Annotated in this window: 16 protein-coding genes; 7 read left to right on the plus strand and 9 right to left on the minus strand. The window is 44.7% G+C overall.

The genetic code is table 11. The features are described from left to right. Positions 1–87: 87 nt before the first annotated feature. The 3 genes from FW774_RS15490 to FW774_RS15500 form a co-directional block, all read right to left on the minus strand. Positions 88–3537, minus strand: a complete 3450-nt coding sequence (locus FW774_RS15490) for a hypothetical protein (RefSeq protein WP_149349120.1) — start codon at positions 3535–3537, stop codon at positions 88–90. Then, on the minus strand, positions 3537–7238 hold the full coding sequence (locus FW774_RS15495; RefSeq protein ID WP_149349121.1) for a sensor histidine kinase: 3702 nt from the start codon (positions 7236–7238) through the stop codon (positions 3537–3539). Before FW774_RS15495 ends, FW774_RS15490 begins: the two co-directional genes overlap by 1 nt. A gap of 214 nt (positions 7239–7452) precedes the next feature. Then, positions 7453–8178: a pyridoxine 5'-phosphate synthase gene (locus FW774_RS15500; protein WP_149349122.1), complete on the minus strand. Its 726-nt coding sequence runs from the start codon at positions 8176–8178 to the stop codon at positions 7453–7455. 142 nt (positions 8179–8320) lie between these two features. Here FW774_RS15500 and FW774_RS15505 point away from each other — a divergent pair, with 142 nt between their 5' ends. Genes FW774_RS15505 through FW774_RS15515 form a run of 3 tightly spaced genes read left to right on the plus strand, consistent with a single transcriptional unit; the run spans position 8321 to position 11023 of the window. Then, a complete protein-coding gene (locus FW774_RS15505) occupies positions 8321–9799 on the plus strand; it encodes a glycine--tRNA ligase (RefSeq protein WP_149349123.1) in 1479 nt (492 codons plus the stop codon). 33 nt (positions 9800–9832) lie between these two features. Further along, positions 9833–10405 carry a nicotinate (nicotinamide) nucleotide adenylyltransferase gene (gene nadD / locus FW774_RS15510; RefSeq protein WP_149349124.1) on the plus strand — a complete coding sequence of 191 codons (573 nt, stop codon included), beginning with the start codon at positions 9833–9835 and terminating at the stop codon, positions 10403–10405. Positions 10406–10423: 18 nt separating this feature from the next. Continuing rightward, positions 10424–11023, plus strand: a complete 600-nt coding sequence (locus FW774_RS15515) for a tRNA-(ms[2]io[6]A)-hydroxylase (protein WP_242457856.1) — start codon at positions 10424–10426, stop codon at positions 11021–11023. A 327-nt stretch (positions 11024–11350) separates the two neighbouring features. Here the strand turns inward: FW774_RS15515 and FW774_RS15520 are convergent, their stop codons facing one another. Then, positions 11351–12058, minus strand: a complete 708-nt coding sequence (locus tag FW774_RS15520; RefSeq protein ID WP_149349125.1) for an SAM-dependent methyltransferase — start codon at positions 12056–12058, stop codon at positions 11351–11353. A gap of 212 nt (positions 12059–12270) precedes the next feature. Here FW774_RS15520 and FW774_RS15525 point away from each other — a divergent pair, with 212 nt between their 5' ends. Further along, a complete protein-coding gene (locus tag FW774_RS15525) occupies positions 12271–13689 on the plus strand; it encodes a T9SS type A sorting domain-containing protein (RefSeq protein WP_149349126.1) in 1419 nt (472 codons plus the stop codon). A 48-nt stretch (positions 13690–13737) separates the two neighbouring features. Here FW774_RS15525 and FW774_RS15530 read toward each other — a convergent pair whose 3' ends face one another. Both FW774_RS15530 and FW774_RS15535 read right to left on the minus strand, forming a co-directional pair. Then, the gene (locus FW774_RS15530; RefSeq protein ID WP_149349127.1) at positions 13738–14247 is read right to left on the minus strand and encodes a glutathione peroxidase; all 510 of its coding nucleotides are present in this window, start codon (positions 14245–14247) and stop codon (positions 13738–13740) included. 14 nt (positions 14248–14261) lie between these two features. After that, a complete protein-coding gene (locus FW774_RS15535; protein WP_149349128.1) occupies positions 14262–15650 on the minus strand; it encodes a LutB/LldF family L-lactate oxidation iron-sulfur protein in 1389 nt (462 codons plus the stop codon). 283 nt (positions 15651–15933) lie between these two features. On the opposite strand from FW774_RS15535, the gene FW774_RS15540 reads away from it, so the two are divergent. Genes FW774_RS15540 through ybeY form a run of 3 tightly spaced genes read left to right on the plus strand, consistent with a single transcriptional unit; the run spans position 15934 to position 20128 of the window. Next, complete coding sequence (locus tag FW774_RS15540; protein ID WP_149349129.1) at positions 15934–19260, plus strand: hypothetical protein; 3327 nt, start codon at positions 15934–15936, stop codon at positions 19258–19260. A 2-nt stretch (positions 19261–19262) separates the two neighbouring features. Then, a complete protein-coding gene (locus FW774_RS15545) occupies positions 19263–19697 on the plus strand; it encodes an ATP-binding protein (protein ID WP_149349130.1) in 435 nt (144 codons plus the stop codon). Continuing rightward, positions 19697–20128 (plus strand): rRNA maturation RNase YbeY, encoded by a 432-nt coding sequence (gene ybeY, locus FW774_RS15550; RefSeq protein ID WP_149349131.1) that lies wholly within the window; start codon positions 19697–19699, stop codon positions 20126–20128. Before FW774_RS15545 ends, ybeY begins: the two co-directional genes overlap by 1 nt. Positions 20129–20229: 101 nt before the next feature. Here ybeY and FW774_RS15555 read toward each other — a convergent pair whose 3' ends face one another. The 3 genes from FW774_RS15555 to FW774_RS15565 all read right to left on the minus strand — a co-directional run bounded on the left by FW774_RS15555 (position 20230) and on the right by FW774_RS15565 (position 22265). Beyond that, positions 20230–21150, minus strand: coding sequence for a lysylphosphatidylglycerol synthase transmembrane domain-containing protein (locus FW774_RS15555; protein WP_149349132.1), 921 nt, complete (start codon positions 21148–21150; stop codon positions 20230–20232). 124 nt (positions 21151–21274) lie between these two features. After that, complete coding sequence (hemJ, locus tag FW774_RS15560) at positions 21275–21817, minus strand: protoporphyrinogen oxidase HemJ (RefSeq protein WP_149349133.1); 543 nt, start codon at positions 21815–21817, stop codon at positions 21275–21277. A gap of 265 nt (positions 21818–22082) precedes the next feature. After that, positions 22083–22265, minus strand: a complete 183-nt coding sequence (locus FW774_RS15565; RefSeq protein ID WP_149349134.1) for a hypothetical protein — start codon at positions 22263–22265, stop codon at positions 22083–22085. Between the last annotated feature and the right edge of the window lie 20 nt (positions 22266–22285).

Raw genomic sequence — 22285 nt, forward strand, 5'->3', positions numbered from 1 at the left:
CTGCGGATTGCAGATCCGGGGTGATAGGCATCGGGATTGCAAATCCCGATGAGCGAACTTCGGGGTTTCGCTTCGCTCAATTTCCACTCAAAAGAACGCTCTGACCTGCACGCCACCGGTATGAATAACATTCACACCCGGCGATTTCCTTCCCTCATAAGTAACGCTCAGCTGGATGCCATTAGCTACCGAACGTTGCAAGCCGGCATTCCAAACCATATTATTGCCCGGCTGTAAGCCATCTAATAATTCATACGATACCGGCGAGTTGGTAGTGCCCGTATATCTGTTTTTGACCATGTTGAGCTGGGCGGTCAGCACACCTTTTTTAAGAATATTATATCGCGTTTCAGCACCGATACGCAGGTTGTTATTCTTTTCTCCTCCAAGCAGTGCGCTGTTTTGCTGCCGTCCGTATGTTCCCGAAAAGGTTAGCCGGAAGTTGGTATTAAACAGGTAGCTTAATTCCGGCTTTAGCTCATTAAACCGGATGGCATAATTGTTTTGAGTAAATAATTCAGAATCATAGCGTTTATTGCCGCGATTAAAGCTCACGGTCAGGCTGGTTTTTTGCACCAGGTTCCAGCGTAAGCGCAGGCCGGCTTCGGTACGTTTACGGGTATCAAAACCATTGGTTAACAGCGCCTTACTGCCATTTTGCTGCACATTGATATCAATACCATACACCGGGTCATTCCGGTTAAAGAACAACGTATTTCTGAAATAAGAATTCAGTGAGATTAAATCAGCAGCGTCAATATGCGTATCTATCGGATTATAAGCGGCAAAACCGTTTTCGCCGGTAAACTTACGGTCTATTTTAAGCTCGGTCTGGCTGGAGAATTTTGCCACCAGCTTGCCCATTCCCTGCTTGCTTTTAATAACAGCCGAAGGCTGTAAGCGCAACGTCTGGTTAACCGATGTGTATCGGGTGCTGATAAACTCGTTGGTTACCTGGTAAATGCGGATGTACCGGGCCTGGTCAGGATAGCGGGCAATTTCAAACTCGTTCAGCTCCTTAATACCATTCTGGTTATAATCTACCCAGGCATACACACCCTGGCCTGCCTGAACTTCCAGGTAAGTAAATTCGCGTTTCGGCTCCTGGCCGGTTCCCAGCTCATAAAACGTGTAGCTGTTTATCAATCCCTTAAAGGCATTGAGGGTATATTCAGCCCGGCCCAGCAGGGTACTTTCGTTCTGTTTGGCAACAAACTGCCGGTAATCTACATTGCGGTACGTAGCCGAGACCGATAATATAGAGTTGGGATTTTTATTCAGCTCCAGTCCGCTTTCTATCACATCGGCTACCGATGAACGCAGCAAGGCATCGTCGGAAGGCAATTTATCATAACGCCGGCTATATTCCAACCGGAATTTAGCGCCCTTACCAATACTGTTGTTGGTATAAAGCTTATATTGTGTAAAGGCGAAGCTGCTTAAATCCAGCAGGTTAGTTGTTTTACTCTCGCTGCGGTTATTTTCCTGCTGCAGGTTAACGCCGATGACCCAGCTATCTAATTTACGGCTTACATCGGCAGTTTGCCTGAAAAACCGGGCATTATTTAAAATTGATGATGAATGGAGCAGGTTCCCGGTATAGCTTACGCGATAATTCCCCACGCTGTACATCCCGGTAACCGCATGCTGCAAACCCGAATAAACCTCGCTGCGGTTAAATGAGGTAAGCTGGTAGTTGATTTGCCGGGTCTCGCTTTTAACCAAACCCACGCTGAAACTTCCCAAACGTTCGGCAACGGCGCTGGTATCCAAGCCATATAAGTTAAAATCACGCTCAAACTCTACCGGACGGTAACGCTCTATCGCTTTAAAATTCGCACCGGTAAGCTCTATATTCAGCTTGGTTTTCAGCTTTAGCCCGGTGCTGTCAGAACCGGAAAGCCGGCTTTCATTCTCGCCATATACCCGGTAAGCTATACCGTGGTTTTGCTGATTGCCGGTGGTTGAAAACAGGTTTACATCGTTATTGCTGAATGCAATTTCATGACTTAACAAGGTATGTTTGTTTGGCCGGTAATCGTTAGCCAGTGTTATTAATTGCTGTTTTTTAGGAGTAACCAGCAAAGTCACCGGCTCATAATCGCCTTGTTTTACGCCACCCACAGGCGCTACAAATTCAAATACCCGTCCATTGGCTGCCGACGACGTATTTAAACGGTAATTTCCGTTGCCGGAACCTACGTACGAGAACCCCAGGCGGTATTTTGCCAGTTGCGGGTCGGTGGAATAGACATACACATTCTGGTTGCCCAGCGTATCAATTTTTTTGTACAGAATTTCATTGGTATTAAAGGGCACGCTATCGGCATTGAGATAATACGCCTGGCTGATGTTATTGCCGATGCCTTTTAAAAACTGCTTTTCATTGTCAGAAAGTGTTTGCAGAAATGGCTGATTAGGGTTATCCTGCTCGTTGTAATAATTGAGTCTGAATGCCAGCTTTCGGCCTTTGGCTTCCTGGTTAAAATAGGTCAGCGTGCGGGCATAATTCTTATCCGAATACTCAAATTCAACAATAATGCGGCTGTTTTGCGTAATAATGCGTTTGGGTGTAAACGTTAATTCCGAAGTATTGTAGTCAATCACGTAATCATTCTCCTGACCGCGAACAAGCAGTTGTCCGTCTAAATACACACGCTCCGAACCGGAAAGAATAATGATGTACTGCTCGCCATTATTTCCGCTTAAGCGATACGGCCCCTGGTTGCTTTCGACGCCGTTAATCGAATTTCGAGCCCATCGACCCTTGGCGACTGCGGCGGCCAGCGTGGTTTTAAAATCCCAGCCTTTCACTTTATATGCTGTGCTTATTTCGCCGCCCTGGGTACGTTTAAAGAAATTCATGAAATAACTGTCCGGTCGCCGCAGCTCATAATCGCCGGCTATTAACGAGGTGGAGCGTCGCTTAAGCTGGATAAAAACCTTATCAAAATCATTGATTTGCTGGGTATTGCCTTCGGGCTGTATCGGGATATTATCATCCGAAATGGCTGCCAGTATCTCGATATCGTTAGACAGCTTGCCCGATAATTGCAGCACCATGTTCGAGTTAACCGAAAGGTCCTGGTTATTGCCAAAGCCAATGCTTCGCGATAAGCTGCCGCTCTTAGACAAATTCCCAAGATTGAACAAGGTGTTTTCCGGTTTACTAACCTTATACACGTATTGGTCGCGGTTATCAATAACACTTTCGCTGATGATGGCCGGGTCTTTATTAAAATACTTCCGCGAAAAAAGGAAAGGGAACGTACGGTATTCAATCCATACGCTTTGAAGCTGGGGCTTTACCTTCCAGATGAGCAGGGCCTTTTCGGGCACAAGCCGGTAGATTGCCGTATCAATTTGTACGCTGTCTGCACTTTTTACGGTAACCGAGCCTGGAACGAGGCTCAGCGTATCAATTACAATAGAATCGGTTTGTACCGTAATCCGTTTTTTACGCCACGATGTTTGCCCCCGTGCCGGCGCACTGAACATCCACAAGGCAAGCACCAACAAAATAAAGCGTACATACATCAGGAAGCCAGAACAAGAGTAATAAAAAATGTAGTGCCTTTACCCGCTTCGGTTTTAAAGTGCACACTGCCCTGCATGTTTTCTATAGCTTGTTTTACAAATGCCAGTCCGAGGCCTGTGCCCGAAGTTTTGGTAGTAAAGTTAGGCGTGAATATCCGCTCACGCAATCCTTCGGGTATGCCGTTTCCGTTATCGTGGATGGCTATTTTTGCCAGGTTTTTGTCTTCAACAATATCAATACGGATGCTGCCTTCGCGACCTTCGGGTATGGCTTCTATACCGTTTTTTATCAGGTTGTTAAAGCACCGTAAAAGCTGGTCTTTATCGCCCTTAACCATTAAATCCTGCTTTTTATGGGCGTTAAGCGTAATGTTAACATGCTCAACCTGCTGGTAAACGGCCAGCGATTTTTCTATGATGGCGTTCAGGTCAACTTCCTCAAGCGATGTTTCGGGCATCTTGGCAAAATTTGAGAACTCGGAGGCAATATGCGACAGGCTTTCTATCTGCTCAATAAATGATTTGCTGAACTTCTCGAATTTCTTATTGAAGTTAGGGTCATTCTCTTTATAGGATTTTTCGAGCAGCTGCACACCTAATTTTAAGGGCGTTAACGGATTTTTAATTTCGTGTGCTACCTGCTTGGCCATCTCTTTCCAGGCAATTTCCCGTTCAGACCGGGCCAGCTTTTGAGCGCTTTCTTCCAGCGCCTCTATCATGTTGTTGTATTCCTGTATCAGGCTGCCGATCTCGTCGTTCCGGTGCCAGGTAAGCGGTTCGTTTTTGCGGCCTATCCGGGTACGGTTAAGGCTTTGCTCTATCAGCGTTAGCGGATAGGTGATCTGGTTGGCCATAAACACCGCGAAAAAGCCAATGGCTACAAATACCAGCGCATATACGTTAATAATGGTGTTCAGAAACTGCCCGATACGGCTTTCGTATTCGTCAATATTAGAGTAATAAGGCAGGCCGAGGTATGCCACGGTTTCGTTGAACTTATTCCGGATGGGTTTGTATGCCGCCAGGTAATACATGCTGCCGATATGCTGGTAATTGACGTACTCAGATTGCTGGAATTTGGCCAGGTGAATATAAGTTAACGCGTCCATGCGTGGCGATATCAGGCTGTACTCGTAAATTTTGGGTTGTGTGGTGTACAGCAGCCGCCCCTCGGTATCGTAATATTCCAGGTCTACGGCATTGCCATCTGCGAAAGCGTTAAAGATCTGCTCGTTAATGGCCAGCTCGCCATTGCTGAACAATTGCTTTTCAAAGCCGGCCACTATTTTATTGATGCTGCCCAGCAATGCTTCTTCCTGCTGGTCGCGGTACTGAATGCTGATGCTGACGTAGGTGATGACGCCAACCAGCAGCAGTGTAGCCACCACGACCATAACCATAGATGCCTGTATGCGGGTTTTGTACAGGATGCGGGTTTGCGAGAGAAGATCTTTCCAGGTAAAGGTGTGCCTGATGAAATTAAAATCCCGCAAATGGTTCCACAGCCAGGTGATGCTGACGATGATGCCTGCGAAAAACAGCAGCACCAGGAAGAAGAACGATACCGATGCAATCTGCATCAGCCAGTTAATGTTGGCATGGCTAACCACAATCAGCTTGCGGCCGCTGGTTTGGTACAGCAGGTGGCTGTAGCCATTGCTGTCTGTAAAAACAAATTCTTTCAGCTTGCCCGGAAAATCGGTATTGACCAGGCTGTACACGTATTTCCCATACTGATTAACCAGCTTGCCGTCATCATAAAAGGCATACGAATAATTTCGCATGATGTCGTTATCATCAATTTTGCCGTCTATCAATACTTTCGGAAATGAGTTCGGGTCGTCAAAGGCTTTTGATTTGAGCTCAATAACCAGGGTTCCTAACGACCGTCCGCCCTGCTGGATGGGTAACAAGGCGAAGTAGTTCTGGATGCCGAAAGTGTTGTTTACACGATAAAAATATTCGGAAACTTTTATTGAACCCGTAAATACCAGATTTTTAAAGTGTGATAACAGTGTTGAGCCGTTATTGAGGCTGTTGCCGTCGGCATCGTATTCAAAGGTTTTAAAATCATACCGCGACAGGTAGCCGTCGAAGTAAAAGCGTTGCAGCTTATTGCTTAACAGGCCGTTATCCTGCGAGTGCTGGTTGAAAAAATCAATGATCAGGTCGTCTTTCAGGATCTCTTTTTCCAGGTTGAAAAACAGCAATACGGTATTCGGGTCATCAGACGATTCCAGCTTCTGGGCGATTATTTTCCGCGATTCGCGTTCTTTCTGGTATTGAAATACCGATAGCTTCAGCGACGATATAATGGCGAATATCAGTACGGTAAAAACAAATATCCCTAAATTAAATGAGGGTGTGGTTTTGAACATGTACCATCCCCTGATAAAAATGATAAGGAAAAACAGCAGGTAAAAGAAGTTAAAATCGCGTAAGCCGATACGAACAATGGTGATAAGTAAAATGCCCGACAGGAAAATAATAACCCGTTGTTTATTGGTCAGGTTGAGCCGGCGGCTTATTACCAGCACAATTTCTACAATGAGGTATAAATTAAGCACAGTGATACATAGCAGCACCACGCCAAGCCAGCTGAACCAGTTGAGATTTAGAATATTGCTTAAATCAAAGTTGATGTTTGAATTGGTAATAAGCCCGTAAAAGATGTCGTTTACCTGTACCGCCACCAGCGAGATAAATATGCCCATCAGTAAAAATATGGCGGCACTTACCCAGGTGTTCAGCGGCCATTTAGATAATTTGATCTGGAACCGGTAGGTGTAAACAAACGATAAAAACCAGGTGGAGGCAATCAGGTTGAGCAGGAAATCGCCAATGGACGGAAAGAAGAAGTTATCTGCAAAATACCTGGGGTCAAAAATGGTAATATCAAAGTATGTACTGAACCAGTTAAACTGCAGGCTCACCAGTCGCAGCGTTAAGAAATATGCAAACAATATGAGTATTGCCGTCTTCGGATGGCCTTTTGACACAATCCACGTGCATAAATAATTCATAAATATGCATGCGAACAACACGGCCATGCACCACATCCAGAGTTCCAGCTTGGAGTAGAACGTAGTGGTAATGGCCGATTTCAGCTTTACGGAAAACAGGTACTTGCCCTCTGCATTCCGGATATTATACACCTGCTTATCGGTAAGATTGGCAATGTCGAGGTTGCTGGTAGAAATGAGCCGGGATGAGAACTTATTGACCAAACCATACTGGTTCTGAAACGGGTAGCTGGATTTAATAGGGATATAACACACTGCCGAAAAAGCACCGTCGGAACGCTTAATGGCCTCATACCAGCCGTTTTGCCATTTGGTCAGGCTTACGCCTTCTTTCAGGCCGGCGTCGGTTTCGGGCACAATGCGGGTTTCGCCCCAAAATTCCAGCCGGCCATTACGGTAGGTGTATAAAAAAATGGATTGCTCTTTGCATAATTTGTTGATATTATGAATAGCAGCTTCGCCATTTCTATCCAGCGATTTCAGGCTTTGAAAATACTGCGGATCTGTAAGCAACGACTTGACGTAATTCTCTTTCTGCTGAAGCCTTTTCTCAATAATGCGGGCATCGCGTTCAAGAATTTCTTCCTTGTGAAACGTTAAGCTGATAGTAATAGCCGTTGCTGCAAAACTCAGCGTAAGCAGAAATAACAATAACCGTATTTTAAAGGGTGTACTCACAAGCGCTTTTGTAAAAATATCAATAAAACAGCAGAGGCTCAAAACCCGAGGTGTAAATATCGTATATTTTAGGCTGAAAGCGATAGGGAAGCAGGACAGGTTTTACGTTGCAAGTTTATGTTGCGGGCAGGCATGAAGCAACAAAGAACCAACAAAGCATAGAACGGGTCAGTTCCTTTCTTCTGCCAGCCGGCGAAAGAAAGGAATGAGGGCTTTACTTCGTAGCAGCCAGCTGCCGTAAATACATCTGGATGGTATTTTCAAGGCCCAGGTAAAGTGCGTCGCAGATCAACGCATGGCCAATACTTACCTCAAGCAAACCGGGAATATTTTCTGCAAAATAGTTCAGGTTATGCAGGTCGAGATCGTGACCGGCATTTAGTTCCAGGCCTAAGTTATTTGCCCGTTTTGCTGCCGCGATATAAGGCGCAATAGCTTGTTCCCTGTTTTGATGATAGCCTGAAGCATAGGCTTCGGTATAAAGCTCAATACGGTCTGTACCCGTTTCGGCAGCGCCCTCTACCATTTCCGGTACCGGATCAACAAAAATGGAGACGCGGATACCGGCACCCCGGAAAACGGCAACCATTTCTTTCAGGTAATCTTTATGCTTAACCGTATCCCAGCCATGATTAGAGGTTATCTGGCCTTCGGCATCCGGAACAAGCGTAACCTGGGCCGGCGTATTAGCCAAAACCAGGTCTACAAATTTTTGCTCACGGCAATTGCCTTCAATATTAAGCTCGGTGCTGATATTTGCTTTCAGATCATACACATCCCGGTAACGGATATGGCGCTCGTCTGGCCGCGGATGCACCGTTATGCCTTGCGCACCGAAGCGCTCGCAATCTAAGGCTGTTTTTAACAGATCAGGATTATTACCACCACGGCTGTTGCGCAAAGTGGCTATTTTATTAATATTTACAGAAAGTTTTGTCATCGTTTGCCGAATTGTTTCCTGCAAAGTACGTACTTTAAGCAGAGTACTGCAAAACTAAACGACGGTGCTGCATGCTGTCCTAATCCGGGGCTGTATCTCTGGAACTAAACGGCATTGAATTTTATATTATATTTGCCCCGTTATGAGTAAAAACACCGACGAACTATTTAAAAACGTCATTTCACACGCCAAAGAATACGGCTTTGTATTTCAGTCAAGCGAAATTTACGACGGCCTGAGCGCCGTTTACGATTACGGACAGAACGGCTCAGAGCTAAAAAATAACATAAAAACCTATTGGTGGAAAAGCATGGTGCAAATGCATCAGAATATTGTTGGCATTGATGCCGCTATATTTATGCACCCAACCACCTGGAAAGCATCGGGACACGTTGACGGGTTTAACGACCCGATGATTGATAATAAGGATTCAAAAAAACGTTACCGGGCAGACCAGCTGCTGGAAGACCGGATTGCCAAATACCAGAACCAGGGTAAAACGGATAAAGCAGAACAGCTACAAGCGGCAATGGATGCCGCGTTAAAAACGGATAACCTTACCGCTTTACGCGATCTGATCATCGGGCACGAAATTGCATGCCCCATTTCAGGAACCCGCAACTGGACGGATGTACGGCAGTTTAACCTGATGTTCTCTACCCAGTTTGGCGCCATGGCCGACGATGCCGAGGTGATTTACCTGCGTCCCGAGACCGCACAGGGTATCTTCGTCAACTTTTTGAATGTGCAGAAAACCGGCCGGATGAAAATTCCGTTTGGTATTGCGCAAATCGGGAAAGCCTTCCGTAACGAGGTAATAGCCCGCCAGTTTATTATGCGGATGCGTGAGTTTGAGCAAATGGAAATGCAGTTTTTTGTACGTCCCGGTACAGAGATGGAATGGTACAACTACTGGAAGCAAACCCGCCTGAAATGGCACAAAGCGTTAGGCACAAACCCCGAAAAATACCGTTTTCACGATCATACCAAGCTGGCGCATTACGCCAATGCCGCCGTGGATATTGAGTTTGAATTTCCGTTCGGCTTTAAAGAGGTAGAAGGCATACACAGCCGTACTGATTTTGACCTGAGCCAGCATCAGAAATACTCAGGAAAAAAAATGCAGTATTTTGATAACGATCTGAACGAAGAAGGTAAGCCTTACGGTAATTACGTGCCTTACGTTATTGAAACGTCCATCGGCTTAGACCGCATGTTCCTGCTTACGCTGGTTAATGCTTACGAGGAGCAGGATCTGAGCGAAGGCGATAAAAAAGACAGCCGTGTGGTGCTGAAATTGCATCCTTGCCTGGCGCCTGTAAAAGCCGCTGTGTTCCCGCTTCTGAAGAAAGACGGCCTTCCGGAAAAAGCCCGTGAAATTGTAAGTCGCTTACAATTAGATCATAACGTGGCTTATGAGGAAAAAGATGCTATCGGCAAACGTTATCGCCGGCAGGATGCTATTGGAACGCCGTTCTGCATTACGGTAGACCACCAGACACTGGAAGACAACACCGTTACCATCCGCTACCGCGATAGCATGCAGCAGGAACGCGTTCCGGTTGATAACCTCGACCGCATGATCAGCGACCTGGTTAGCTGGAAAAACCTGCTGGCTTAGTGTATTGATTTCAAGCTATGTGAAGCTGCTGCAATGAAAGTAGGCCTGTTTTTCGGTTCGTTTAATCCTGTTCATTCCGGGCATTTAATCATAGCCGGGTACATGGCCAACTTCACCCTGCTGGATCAGGTATGGTTTGTGGTTTCGCCCCACAATCCCCTGAAAACCAAAAGCGGCCTGGCCAATATGTACGACCGCCTCGAAATGGTGCGGCTTGCAACCGAAGAAAGTACCAACATCCGCGTAAGCGATATTGAATTTCGGTTACCGCAGCCCTCGTATACTATTGACACACTTACTCACTTACGTGAGAAATACCCGGAACATGAGTTTCACCTGATCATGGGTTCGGATAACCTGGCTTCGCTCAAAAAATGGAAAAACGCCGAGCTGATCTTACGTGACTATAAACTGATGGTTTATCCGCGGCCGGGTTATTCAGCTGCCGAATTTGCGGAACATCCTTCGGTAACATTTACACAAACTCCACTCATGGAGCTATCGGCAACCTTCATACGCAACGCCATACACGAAGGTAAAAGTGTCCGCTTTTTTGTCCCCGATAAGGTGCTCGAGTTTATAGAGAGCAAGAGTTTATACCGTTAATTTCAATAGATTTGTGCTGTGAACGAGCGAACTATCCTGAAACTTCAGCTCCCTACAGACCCTTTGTGGGTAAAAAATGTGGTGGAAAGCAATATCGAAGAAATTTTAACCGACCACGCTTTCTGCGAACAGAAGGCGGCCAGCAATGCTATTACCCTCATTGTACAAAATCCTAATCTTTCTGACCTGGTGCAGGAAATGGCCCAGCTGGTTCAGGAGGAAATGGATCATTTTAAACGGGTGCATGATATTATCCTGGAACGCGGCTATACATTAGGCCGGGAGCGTAAGGATGATTATGTGAACGAACTGGCAAAATTTATCATTAAGGGAGGAACCCGTAATCAGCAACTGATAGACCGGTTGCTTTTTGCCGCTATGATAGAGGCCCGCAGCTGCGAACGGTTTAAGGTATTATCCGAACATATTAACGATGAGCAGCTTGCCGCCTTTTATCATGAGCTGATGATTAGCGAAGCTACCCATTACACTTTATTTCTGCGGTTAGCCCGCCAGTATGCCGAAGGCATTGATGTAGATAAACGCTGGCAGGAGTTTTTAGCTTACGAGGCCGGAGTGATACAACGTTACGGCAAAAAAGAAACCATACACGGGTAGAACTAAGGCAAAAGTCAAAATTAAAAATCAAAAAGGCCAAACGGTTAGCACGTTAAAATTAATACTGTAAAAAACAAATTAACGCGATGACTATAATTTGCTTGACTTTAACCCCGCAGAATTTACTGTTTTTGACAATTGATCATTATCCATTGTCCGTTGTCAACTGTCAATTAACTCTTTAGTTCGGCAGGATTTATGCTCAGAAGCCATTTGGAAATTTGATCATTGCCATTCTCCACTGTCCACTTTCAACTGTCCATTCTCCACTTTCAACTGTCCTCTATCCATTGTCCATTGTCCATTATCCACTGTCCACTGTTAACCTTAGCGATATAGTAGAAAAATAGCCGCTTGTTTATGTAAATCGGCTTTTTTATGCTTCCATCCGGCAATGGTGTCTGATAGAATGTGCTCATCTTCTCCCGTCAGGTTCCAGGCCACACATAAACGGGTTTGAGGCTTACAGGTACGTAACAGTTCATCAAGCATCTGGTTATTGCGGAACGGCGTTTCAATAAAAATCTGGGTTTGGTTCAGGCGAACCGAATTACTTTCCAGATCGCGGATAACTTTTGTCCGCTGCGCTTTGTCAATAGGCAAATAACCGTGAAAGGTGAATGATTGTCCGTTGAATCCCGAAGCCATTAAAGCCAGCAAAATAGAGCTCGGCCCCACCAAAGGCACCACTTTTATTCCCCTGCGATGGGCCTCGGCAACAATTTCAGAGCCGGGATCGGCAATAGCCGGACACCCCGCTTCGCTCATCAGGCCGACATCTTCGCCTCGTTCAAGCTCTTTAAAATAACCGGACAGTTCGGTTTTATCAGCGTGTTTCCCGTAAGAATAAAGTGTTAAATCGCTTTGTGGAACAATAAAGTCCATGGCTTTGAGCCAATGCCGGGCGGTCTTCTCATTTTCAACGATGTACGTTTTCAAGGTATTGATAAGCTGGTGATGCAACGGCGTTACCGAACGGCCGACGGCTTGTTCGGCTAAAGGAACGGGGATAAGATATAATACTCCTTTCGGCATACTGCAAAGGTGTGTGTTTTTGAGGAGTTTTAGCTAATCCAACTGTGAAATATGTAAAGCCCTGACAAGCAAATCAATATCTCCACAAAATTATTTGGATAGTTCAATATTTTGCCTATATTTGGTTAACCAATTTTAGGTGAACCAATTTTATTTTCTTTAACAACGCTTTTATAAACTATACATAGTACAAAACCAATAACTAATTAAACATGATGAAAAAGTTACTTTTAACATTAGGGTTCGCCTGCTTATCGGTATATATTCAGGCTCAAACCGCTTGGAACTATGACTTTGCGAATGCAAGTGGTTCCTTAACAACCGGCAGCAGCACCACAAATTCCGGCGATGCCTCTCCGGCTTTTTTACCCGCTCCCGGAGCTAATCCAACTTCCTCTACACCACAAACGGCAAGGGTCCGGCTTGCCAGCGATGGAACCAGCAAGTTTGAATTTGTTAATTCAGGAGTCACTTTAGGGTCAGGTTCGAGATTATTAATTACGGGTGGTACTTCTACCAGTAAGTTTTCCATTTATAATATAGAAGGCACACTATCCGGCAGTGTGAGCTTTAAAGTTAGATTTAAACCGACAACATCGGGACAATGGATATTTGCTTATGGAAAAAATAATGGCGTTAATAATACTTATTCCGGAAATGCGGCTCTGCCAACGACAGAGAATGAAGTATTTGCCGGTCTAAGGTGGGTTCCTCAATCTGATGGAAGTATCAAATTCTATACCCGTGCTGATGGTTCAACATGGTCGACTAATAACAAATTTACTTTTGAAGCGGATGTTGACTATGCCATAGAAGTTTTATGTAATAACTCATCATCTTCAGTAAATTACACTAAAAACAGCACATCTTACACTATTGCAGCTAATGCTTATCATGTTTGGGTAAACGGCACACAGGTAGAAGCGTCAACCGGCAATTATGATTTTGCTCATGGAGGTTTGGCCGGAAATACCCTATTAACAGATTTTCTCTTTTATGGCGTTTATAGTTCTTCGGCTTCCACCATATTTCCTCAAGCTTACGTAGATGATTTTAATTACGCTAATTATATTGAACCAAACTTATTACCCGTAACCCTCGTTTCTTTCACCGCACAAAAACAAGGCCCGGCAGCACAATTAAGCTGGACAACAGCATCTGAGCAAAATAATTTACGTTTTGATATTGAACGTTCAACAGACGGAAAGATTTTTACCGTGATAGGCAGCAGAGATGGAGCCGGAAACAGTACGGTTGATCAGCATTATGCTTATACCGATTATCAGCCTGAGCAAGGTGTGAACTATTATCGCTTAGTGCAATACGATTATAACGGCAAGGCGACCGTGTTTGACCCTAAAGCGGTTGATTTTGGTATCGGCGGATCTTCGCTAAAAGTACTTTCAAGTCCGGGCTCATCCGAATTACAGGTTAGCATCAGCGCAGAAAAAGCATCTTCGGGTAAGCTGTATGTTTACAGCGTACAAGGAAAAAAGCTCGTTGAGCAGACCGCCCTGCTCAATAAAGGTGCTAATATGTTAACAGTAGATGCCTCAGGTTTGCAGCCGGGCATATACGTGATTGCCTATAATGGCACCGGTCAGGTTATTACCGGGAAGTTTGTAAGGTAATGGTATAAAGACTTCCGAAGTTTTCAAAACTTCGGAAGTCTGGCTTGCTTACAAATACTTTGTTATTTCTTCCGAAAGTGGCGTAACCTTCGAGCGGAAGCGGTGGATCAGCTTGCCGTTCTCATCTATCAGGAATTTCTCAAAATTCCACTTGATCTCGCCGGTGAAATCAGGATTATCAGCCGTGGTCAGGTATTTGAATAAAGGATCAATATCATCGCCTTTTACGCTGATCTTCTGGCTAAGCGGAAAGGTTACACCATAGTTTTTCTGACAGAACTCCTTAATAGTTAAATTTTCACCCGGTTCCTGTCCGCCAAAGTTGTTAGCGGGGAAACCAATAACTACCACCTTATCCTTGTACTGCTGGGCCAGCTTCTCCAATTCGGCATACTGCTTGGTAAACCCGCATTTCGATGCCGTGTTTACAATCAATATCTTTTTGCCCTTGTACTTTGACAGGTTAATTTTGTCGCCATCAATTGAGGTAACTTTAAAATGATAAATTGCCGCTGCGGGCATTAGCATCATTGCTAAAAACAAAGCCATTATTTTCATATCTGCCTCCTTTTTTAAAGATTATTAGTTTGTTGTTGATTTTGCCATTGTTTACTGAACGACTGGCTGGCTACTTCGGGCAGATCCCGGTGTTTGCCCCAGCTTTTTTTGAAGAACGTTCTCATCAAGCGGTTCTTCCATTTGCCGCTTACGAAATCCATCAGGCCGCGTTTTAACATCGCTTTGCGCCATAAACGCCAGCCCATATTTTCGGTAGCTGTGCTTAGGCCTTCTTTTACCGCATCGCGACGGTTAAGCAGCAACATTTTATGAATATCAATCTTTACGGGACATACTTCCGAACATTTTCCGCACAGGCTTGACGCATAGCTCAGGTGCTTGAAATCTTCCATCCCACGCAGGTGTGGTGTGATAATAGAGCCAATGGGGCCGCTGTACGTGGTATCGTAACTGTGGCCACCAATATTTTTATAAATGGGACAGGCGTTAAGGCAGGCGCCGCAGCGGATGCAGTACAAACCCTGCCGCTGTTCTTTCTGAGCCAGCAGATTGGTGCGGCCATTGTCCAGCAGGATCACATACATTTCTTCGGGGCCATCAGTCTCATGCTCCTGCCGCGGGCCTCCGATAATGGAATTATAAACGGTCAGGTTTTGTCCCGTGCCATGCGTTGCCAGCAAAGGCCAGAACAAGTCCAGATCAGCTATCGAGGGGATAATTTTTTCTATTCCCGCTATAGCGATGTGAATTTTCGGAAAGGTAACACTTAGCCGGGCATTGCCTTCGTTTTCGGTTAAAGCGATACTGCCGGTGTCGGCCAGCAAAAAGTTTGCTCCGGTAATACCCACATCGGCGGTAGTATATTTTTCACGAAGCAACTCGCGGGCTTTGAGCGTTAGTTGTTCAGGCGTGGCATTAATATCTGTGCCAAATTTCTCATGAAACAGGCGGGCAATATCTTCCTTGCTCAGGTGCATGGCGGGTGTAACAATGTGATAGGGTTTTTGTCCCAGCAACTGCACAATGTATTCGCCCAGATCGCTTTCTATCGCTTCAATGTGATTTTCTTCGAGAAATTCATTTAAATGAATTTCCTCGGTGGTCATTGATTTGGATTTAATGACGGTTTTAGCACCCGTACGTTGGATAATATTTAAAATTTCCCGCTGTGCTTCTTCCGCATCGTTTGCCCAAATTACCTTACCGCCTTTACGCTGAAAGTTTGACTCAAATTCCGGCAGCAGCTTATCCAGGTTCTCCATTACCCGCCATTTTATGGTGTGGGCCTTGCGTTTAGCGTGTTCAAGATTTGTTAAACGGGATAATCCTCTCTCTACAGCTGCATTATAGCGTCCGATATTAAAGTTGATGATCCGGCGATGATCCGGGTCGAAAGCCTTGGTGTCGGAAGCCAGCAAAAAATCCTCGGCAAACTTCGTCATACTGCAAAGCTAAGCAATTAGTTTTTTAGTTGTTAGCTGCTTGGTGATTAGTTGGTTGGTTTGTTGGTTTGTTGGTTTGTTGGATGTTTGGTTTTTTAGTTTTTTAGTTTGTTTGTTCTTTGAGGGTGTTGTATGATCCGGTTTCTATCATACTTGTTTAAACTGGTGTAAAACCGTATAAAAGTGGTATGATATTAAGTGCCCGGAATAGTACTGCCCCGGATGAATTTGGTAAAGTGCACACTAACATTCTGCTAAAATTCGTTAATTTCACAGTTCATTTATGCAGGATATGGTTCAGGGAACGGAGTACGATCTTTTACTGCAAAAGGTCGATGCATTTATCCGTAAATATTATCTCAATAAAGTGGTCAGGGGATGTTTGTACCTAGCTGCTACCCTGTTTGCCAGCTATGTGCTGGTAACCCTGGCCGAGTTTTACGGTAATTTCAGCATCACCATACGCACGGTGCTGTTCTACAGTTTTATATTGCTTAACCTGTTTATCCTGGTGCGGTATGTCGCTTTGCCGCTTTCATCTTATTTTAAACTGGGAAAAATCATCAGCCATGAGCAGGCATCCGCTATTATCGGGCAGCATTTCAGCAATGTGCAGGATAAGCTGCTGAATACCATACAGCTCAAAAAGCTGGCAACCGAAAATCCGCAGCAGCGGGAGCTCATTGAAGCATCCATCAGCCAGAAAACGGCACAGCTGCGTCCTATTCCGTTTACTTCGGCCATTAATATACAGGCATATAATAAGCCCTACCTCAAATATGCGCTGGCTCCGTTGCTGGTGCTGCTGCTTATTGCTTTTACAGCTCCGGCCATTTTCAGCGAGGGAACCAAACGCCTGCTCAAGCACGACCAGGTTTTTGTGAAACGGGCGCCCTTTGAAATAGAAGTTTTAACGGCCAGCCTCAAAGCCATACAAGGCGATGACCTTACCGTTAAGATCAAGCTGAAAGGGAATGAAATCCCACAGGAAGTTTACCTTATTGATGGAGACAACAGCTTTAAGCTGGAACAGGAAAATATCATCCGCTTTAATTATACCTTCAGGAATGTACAGCAAAGCAAAGATTTTTATTTGCAGGCGGGCGATTACTCTTTCGGGCCTTACCGGCTTACCGTAAGGCAAAAGCCAACCCTGCTGAGCATGAACGCCTATTTGCAATATCCCGGGTATCTCGGCAGGAAAAATGAGCGTATTGAAAATGTAACCGACCTGACCGTTCCGGCAGGGACACATGTCTTATGGCAATTTAAAGCTCAACATACCGATGTGCTCAGACTGACCCTGGGAAAAACACCGGTAAATTTACAGGCCGTGGATAACGTATTTCACTATACGTACCGGGCCATGCAGGATATAAGCTACACTTTGCTGCCGGTAAACGGCAATGTAACCCCGCACGATTCCTTAAGCTACAAATTAACGGTTATTCCCGATGCTTATCCAACCATTACCGTAGATGAACGTGCCGATTCCGTGAACCGTAAAATGCTTTATTTCATGGGCCGGCTGGGCGATGACCACGGTCTTTCCAAACTGGTTTTTCATTATAAGGTATCCGGTAATCCGGATGTGGTAAAGGTTATCCCCTTCGACCGGACAAATAACCAGGGCACGTTCCTGTACAGTTGGGATGTGCAGCAGATACAGGCTAAACCTGGCGACGTGATTGAGTACTTTTTTGAAGTATATGATAACGATGCCGTTAACGGGCCTAAAGCCAGTCGTTCGGAAGCAAAAACCTATAAGCTGCTAACCGGGCAGGAAACCGAAAAGAAGATTGAGGCGACTTCGCAGGCGGTAAAGCAGAAAATGGGTAAAGCCATCAGCCTGGCGGCACAAATTGAAAACCAGGGCAAACGGCTTAACCAGGATCTGCTGAATAAAAAAGAGCTGTCGTACGAGGATAAAAAGCAGGTTGAGCAGCTTTTAAACAAGCAAAAGGAATTGGAGCAGCTGGTTAACGATATCCGCAAGGATAATAAACAAAACCTGCTGGATAAGCAGCAAAGCCAGGAACAGCGTAAAGAGATACTGGAAAAGCAAAAGCAGATTGAAGACCTGTTTAATAATGTGCTGGATGATAAAACCAAAGCCTTGCTCAAAAAATTACAGGAGCTGATAGACCAGAACAACAAGGAGCAAACCCGCGATGAATTGCAGAACATGCAGATGGAAAGCAAAACCCTCCAGAAAGAGCTGGATCGCATTCTCGACCTATACAAAAAGCTGGAGTTTGACCAGAAATTAACAGAAGCCATTGATAAGCTGAAAGACCTGGCTGGTAAGCAGCAGCAGCTAAGCAAACAGTCTGAACAGAAAAGCAGCAAAGCTGATGATCTGCAACAGCAGCAGAAAAACCTGAATGAGGATTTTAACCGCGTTGCTGAAAAGCTGGATGAGCTTGGCAAAAAAAATGAAGAGCTTGCCGAAAAAACGAACTACAAAAATCCCGAACAGCAGCAACAGCAAATCCGGCAGCAGCAGCAACAGAGCCTCAAAAGTCTGAATAACCGCGATATGAAAAAGGCAGCGCAATCACAGCAAAACGCTGCCGAGCAGATGCAGCAGCTGAGCAGCCAGCTTGAGGACATGCAGCAAAGCGGGGAGGAGGAAGAGAATAGTCTGAACTTACAGGATCTGCGCCGCATACTGCACCGCCTGGTCAGCGCCTCTTTTGAACAGGAAAAGCTGATGCAGCAGCTGCGAAACACCAATCCGAACGATCCGCAGTACAGGCAGCTTACCGTCCGGCAAAAGGATATAAAAGATAACCTGAAAACCGTTCAGGATAGTTTGTACGCGTTGAGCAAGCGTGTACCGCAAATAGCATCGGTTGTAAATAAGGAAATACGCGACATCAATTCAAACATTGATCTGGCGGTAGATTTTATGGCTAATCGCAATACGTTTGCTGCTAATAACAACCAGCAGTACGCCATGACGGCTATTAACAACCTGGCATTGATGTTGAGCGAGGTAGAGCAGAAGCTGCAGCAAGCCATGAAAAATGCCAAAGGCGGTGGCCAGGGGAAACAGAAAAGCCTTTCGCAGCTTAGTAAAATGCAGGACGAGCTGAATAAAAATATGCAAAAAGCCCGACAGCAAATGCAGGGGCAACAGGGGCAGCCGCAAAAGCCGGGACAGAACGGCCGGTCTATGAGCGAGCAGTTTGCCAAAATGGCCCGTGAGCAGCAGTTGATCAGGCAGGCATTACAACAGCTTAACCAGGATTTGAACAAAGACGGACGGGGAAGCTTAGGAAACCTGGATAAATTGGCAAAAGAAATGGAACAAACGGAAACAGATCTCGTAAACAAAAAAATTCAGCAGCAGACGTTATTGCGGCAGCAGGAAATATTATCCAAATTACTGGATGCAGAGAAAGCCGAGAGGGAGCGTGAACAGGATAATAAACGGGAGAGCAAGCAGGGAAAAGACAAGGCGCCAAATTATAACCTCGTGCTTGATGAATATAAAAAAATGCAGCAGCACCAAACAGAATTAATTAAAACGGTACCGCCTGCGCTAAATACATTTTATAAAGTTAAAGTAGATGACTACTTTAGATTATTAAATTCGGTGAAATGATTATGGCTGAAATTAAAACAGAGGACCTGCCCCGTACCGATTTGTATACACTCCAACTGCCTTCGAAGCTGGAGAGCATAACCCGGGTTGAAAACCTGGTGGATGAGCTTGCGCAAAAATATCCGATAGCAGAAGATACGTATGCCAATATGTTAACCTGCTTAAACGAAGCAACTATCAATGCCATTGTACATGGTAATCGCGAAAGCGAGCACAAAAAAGTGTACATCAACCTGGAGGTTGTGGATGGTCGTAAATTTATATTTACAGTGGCCGATGAAGGTGAAGGCTTTGCTTACAGCGATCTGGCCGATCCTACATCGCCCGAAAATATTGAAGCCTTAACCGGAAGAGGCGTATTTATTATGAAGCACCTGGCAGATCAGTGTATCTTTAACTCAAAAGGCAACGAAATTGAGTTGCATTTTAAGATCTGATGAGCCAGCCTGCCATTCATTTTTTTTCCGAGGATATTGATTTTACTTTACGTAAAAAGCTACAGGTACGCCAGTGGATCAGGAAAACCATACTTTCTGAAGGTAAACGTTTAGGCGAGCTTAACTTTATTTTTTGCAGCGATGGTTACCTGCTGGAGATCAACAAACAATACCTCGATCACGACACTTACACCGATATTGTAACCTTTGATAACAGCGCTGAACCGGGCAAAATTACAGGTGATATTTTTATCAGTATAGACCGCATCCGCGAGAATGCCCAGAACTTTAAAGTATCCGAAACCGATGAGCTGCACCGGGTTATCATTCATGGTGTGCTGCACCTGCTGGGGTATAAAGATAAATCCAAACCCGATAAATTATTGATGACCCAAAAGGAAGATGAATACCTGGCGATTCGGGAGTTTTAGCATTTGTTATACCTCATTCAGTAAGGTTGGCCTCTGTAAGAGATTCAACTCAGGCAGCTTTGTTGAAGCCGTATTAACCGAATGTCTGACACCTGCAAACCTTACTCAATACGTTCGTCCGCTTCCTTTTCAAACACTTCTGCCTCGTGCTGCGATGGGGCCGGTTCAAATTCTTTAGAGCGGTAAACAAACCAGATTCCCGTTAGTGCCGCGAACGTTGAGACCAGGAAAAATGCCATGGAAAGAAAGACGGCCAGATCCTGATTCATGCCGAAGTAACTGGAGGCATGGGTCATTACATATTCCCGGGCGCCAACACCGGCAAAGCTCACCGGAACATTGGCCGCCAATGTAGACACCAGGAAACTGAACAAATAAGGAGAGAACTTGCCCGAAAAATCCTGTGAAAGTAGTATCGCAATCACACTAAACAATTGAAGCAGTTGCACTGCTCCTGCTTTGACATGCACCTGGATAAATTTCCGGGAATAATCGGGAAAAAACTTTTTCATCACCAGGTAATAGATGCCTGTTCCTGCTATCAGCGCAATAATAGGCCATGTTTGCGGAATGTCGATTTTCGGGATCAGGATGATGAGCGAGACAGCCAACAGGCCGATAGCCCATAAGCCGCTTAAGCGGTCGAACAACATGGCCAGAAAAATACGTTTAGTAGGAAGCTTGTATTTCTTGCGAAGGATATAAATTTTATAGCCATCGCCGCCCACGCCGCCGGGCAACGTAATGTTATAAAACATGCCCAGCAGGTACAGCCTGAAATTAAAGCCGAACGGTAAATCGAGTCCGATTGCTTTTAACAGGCTGAGACATCGCCATGAGGCCAGAATTTGTGAAATATAGTAGAAAACAAAGGCCAGGAAAATATAGAACGGATCGCTTTTAATAAACCGTTCTTTTACTTCTTTAAAATCTATTTTTAGGGATACCAGGTATAGCAGTACGCCTGTGAATAATATTTTGAGTACTACTTTAAGAATGCTCCAGAGTTTCTGCCTGTCCATTAAACGATGATTAAGATAATAAAAAAGACAGGTAAGATACGCTGCATCAGGTAAGATCCCTTTTTGGGATGCCGGGCTATAAGCTGATAAAATCGCGACATGGGACTACAAAGATATAAACTGCTTAGTTTTTATCTTTCAGGCGATAATATTTATAAATTTTTACTGCCGACATAATGATAACGCTGAACAGAATTAAACCAATAAGGCCATATATCCAGTCCACCGCGTTTTTCAGGATAACCACAAATACAATTGCGACCAGGAATATAGTAGCAACTTCATTCCATACCCTAAGCCGGGTAGAACTCCATTTAAAAATCCCCTGCGAAAGCTGCTTAATGATCTGCTGACATTTAAAATGATAAGCCAGTAATCCGACTACAAAGCAAAGCTTTACGTGCATCCAGGGCATCTTTAACAATGCTGGGTTAACGTACAACATGCTAATACCGGCCAAAACGGTTAATATCATGGCCGGTGTGGTAATAATGTTCCACAACTTTTTCTCCATTATCCCGAACTGGCGTTGTAAGATTAGCCGTTCCTGTTCTGGCCGCTCATTGGCTTCGGTATGGTAAATGAACAGGCGCACAATATAAAACAGCCCGGCCATCCAGCTTACTACAAAAATAATATGTATGGATTTGAGATAGAGATACAGCATGCTAAGTTAAAAGTCAAAAGTTAAAAGTAAAAAAAGGAACGGCACACTACAACTGCAATCTCCCGAAGATAGTTTATAATCTATTTTAATTATTATTGGGTTGATTATTAATAGATTGCTCATTCTAACTCACGTTTTCAGCCCTTTCCCAAAGTCTCGGGACAATGACGAAAATAAGGCGCCATTGCGAGGCGGAACGACGAAGCAATCTTCTTTGAACCTGCTTTTTTAGTAAGATATTAATCAAATTCGGATTTATAGGCATTTATTCAACTATAAAGATTTCCAGCTTCTTTTTAGCCTTCTCTTCTGTATAAATTTTATTATCGTCTGCTTGCTGAATACCCACATCTATTTTTTGCAGGACGATAAATCGTTCGATCAGATCTTCAATTGAGAACTCATCCGGAAGATCCTGTATCGTTTCTAAAACCTGTGACTTTTTCATACGCTTATATCGAATGATTA

Origin of the sequence: Pedobacter sp. BS3, from assembly GCF_008274585.1 — a bacterium.
Taxonomy (GTDB): Bacteria; Bacteroidota; Bacteroidia; order Sphingobacteriales; family Sphingobacteriaceae; genus Hufsiella_A.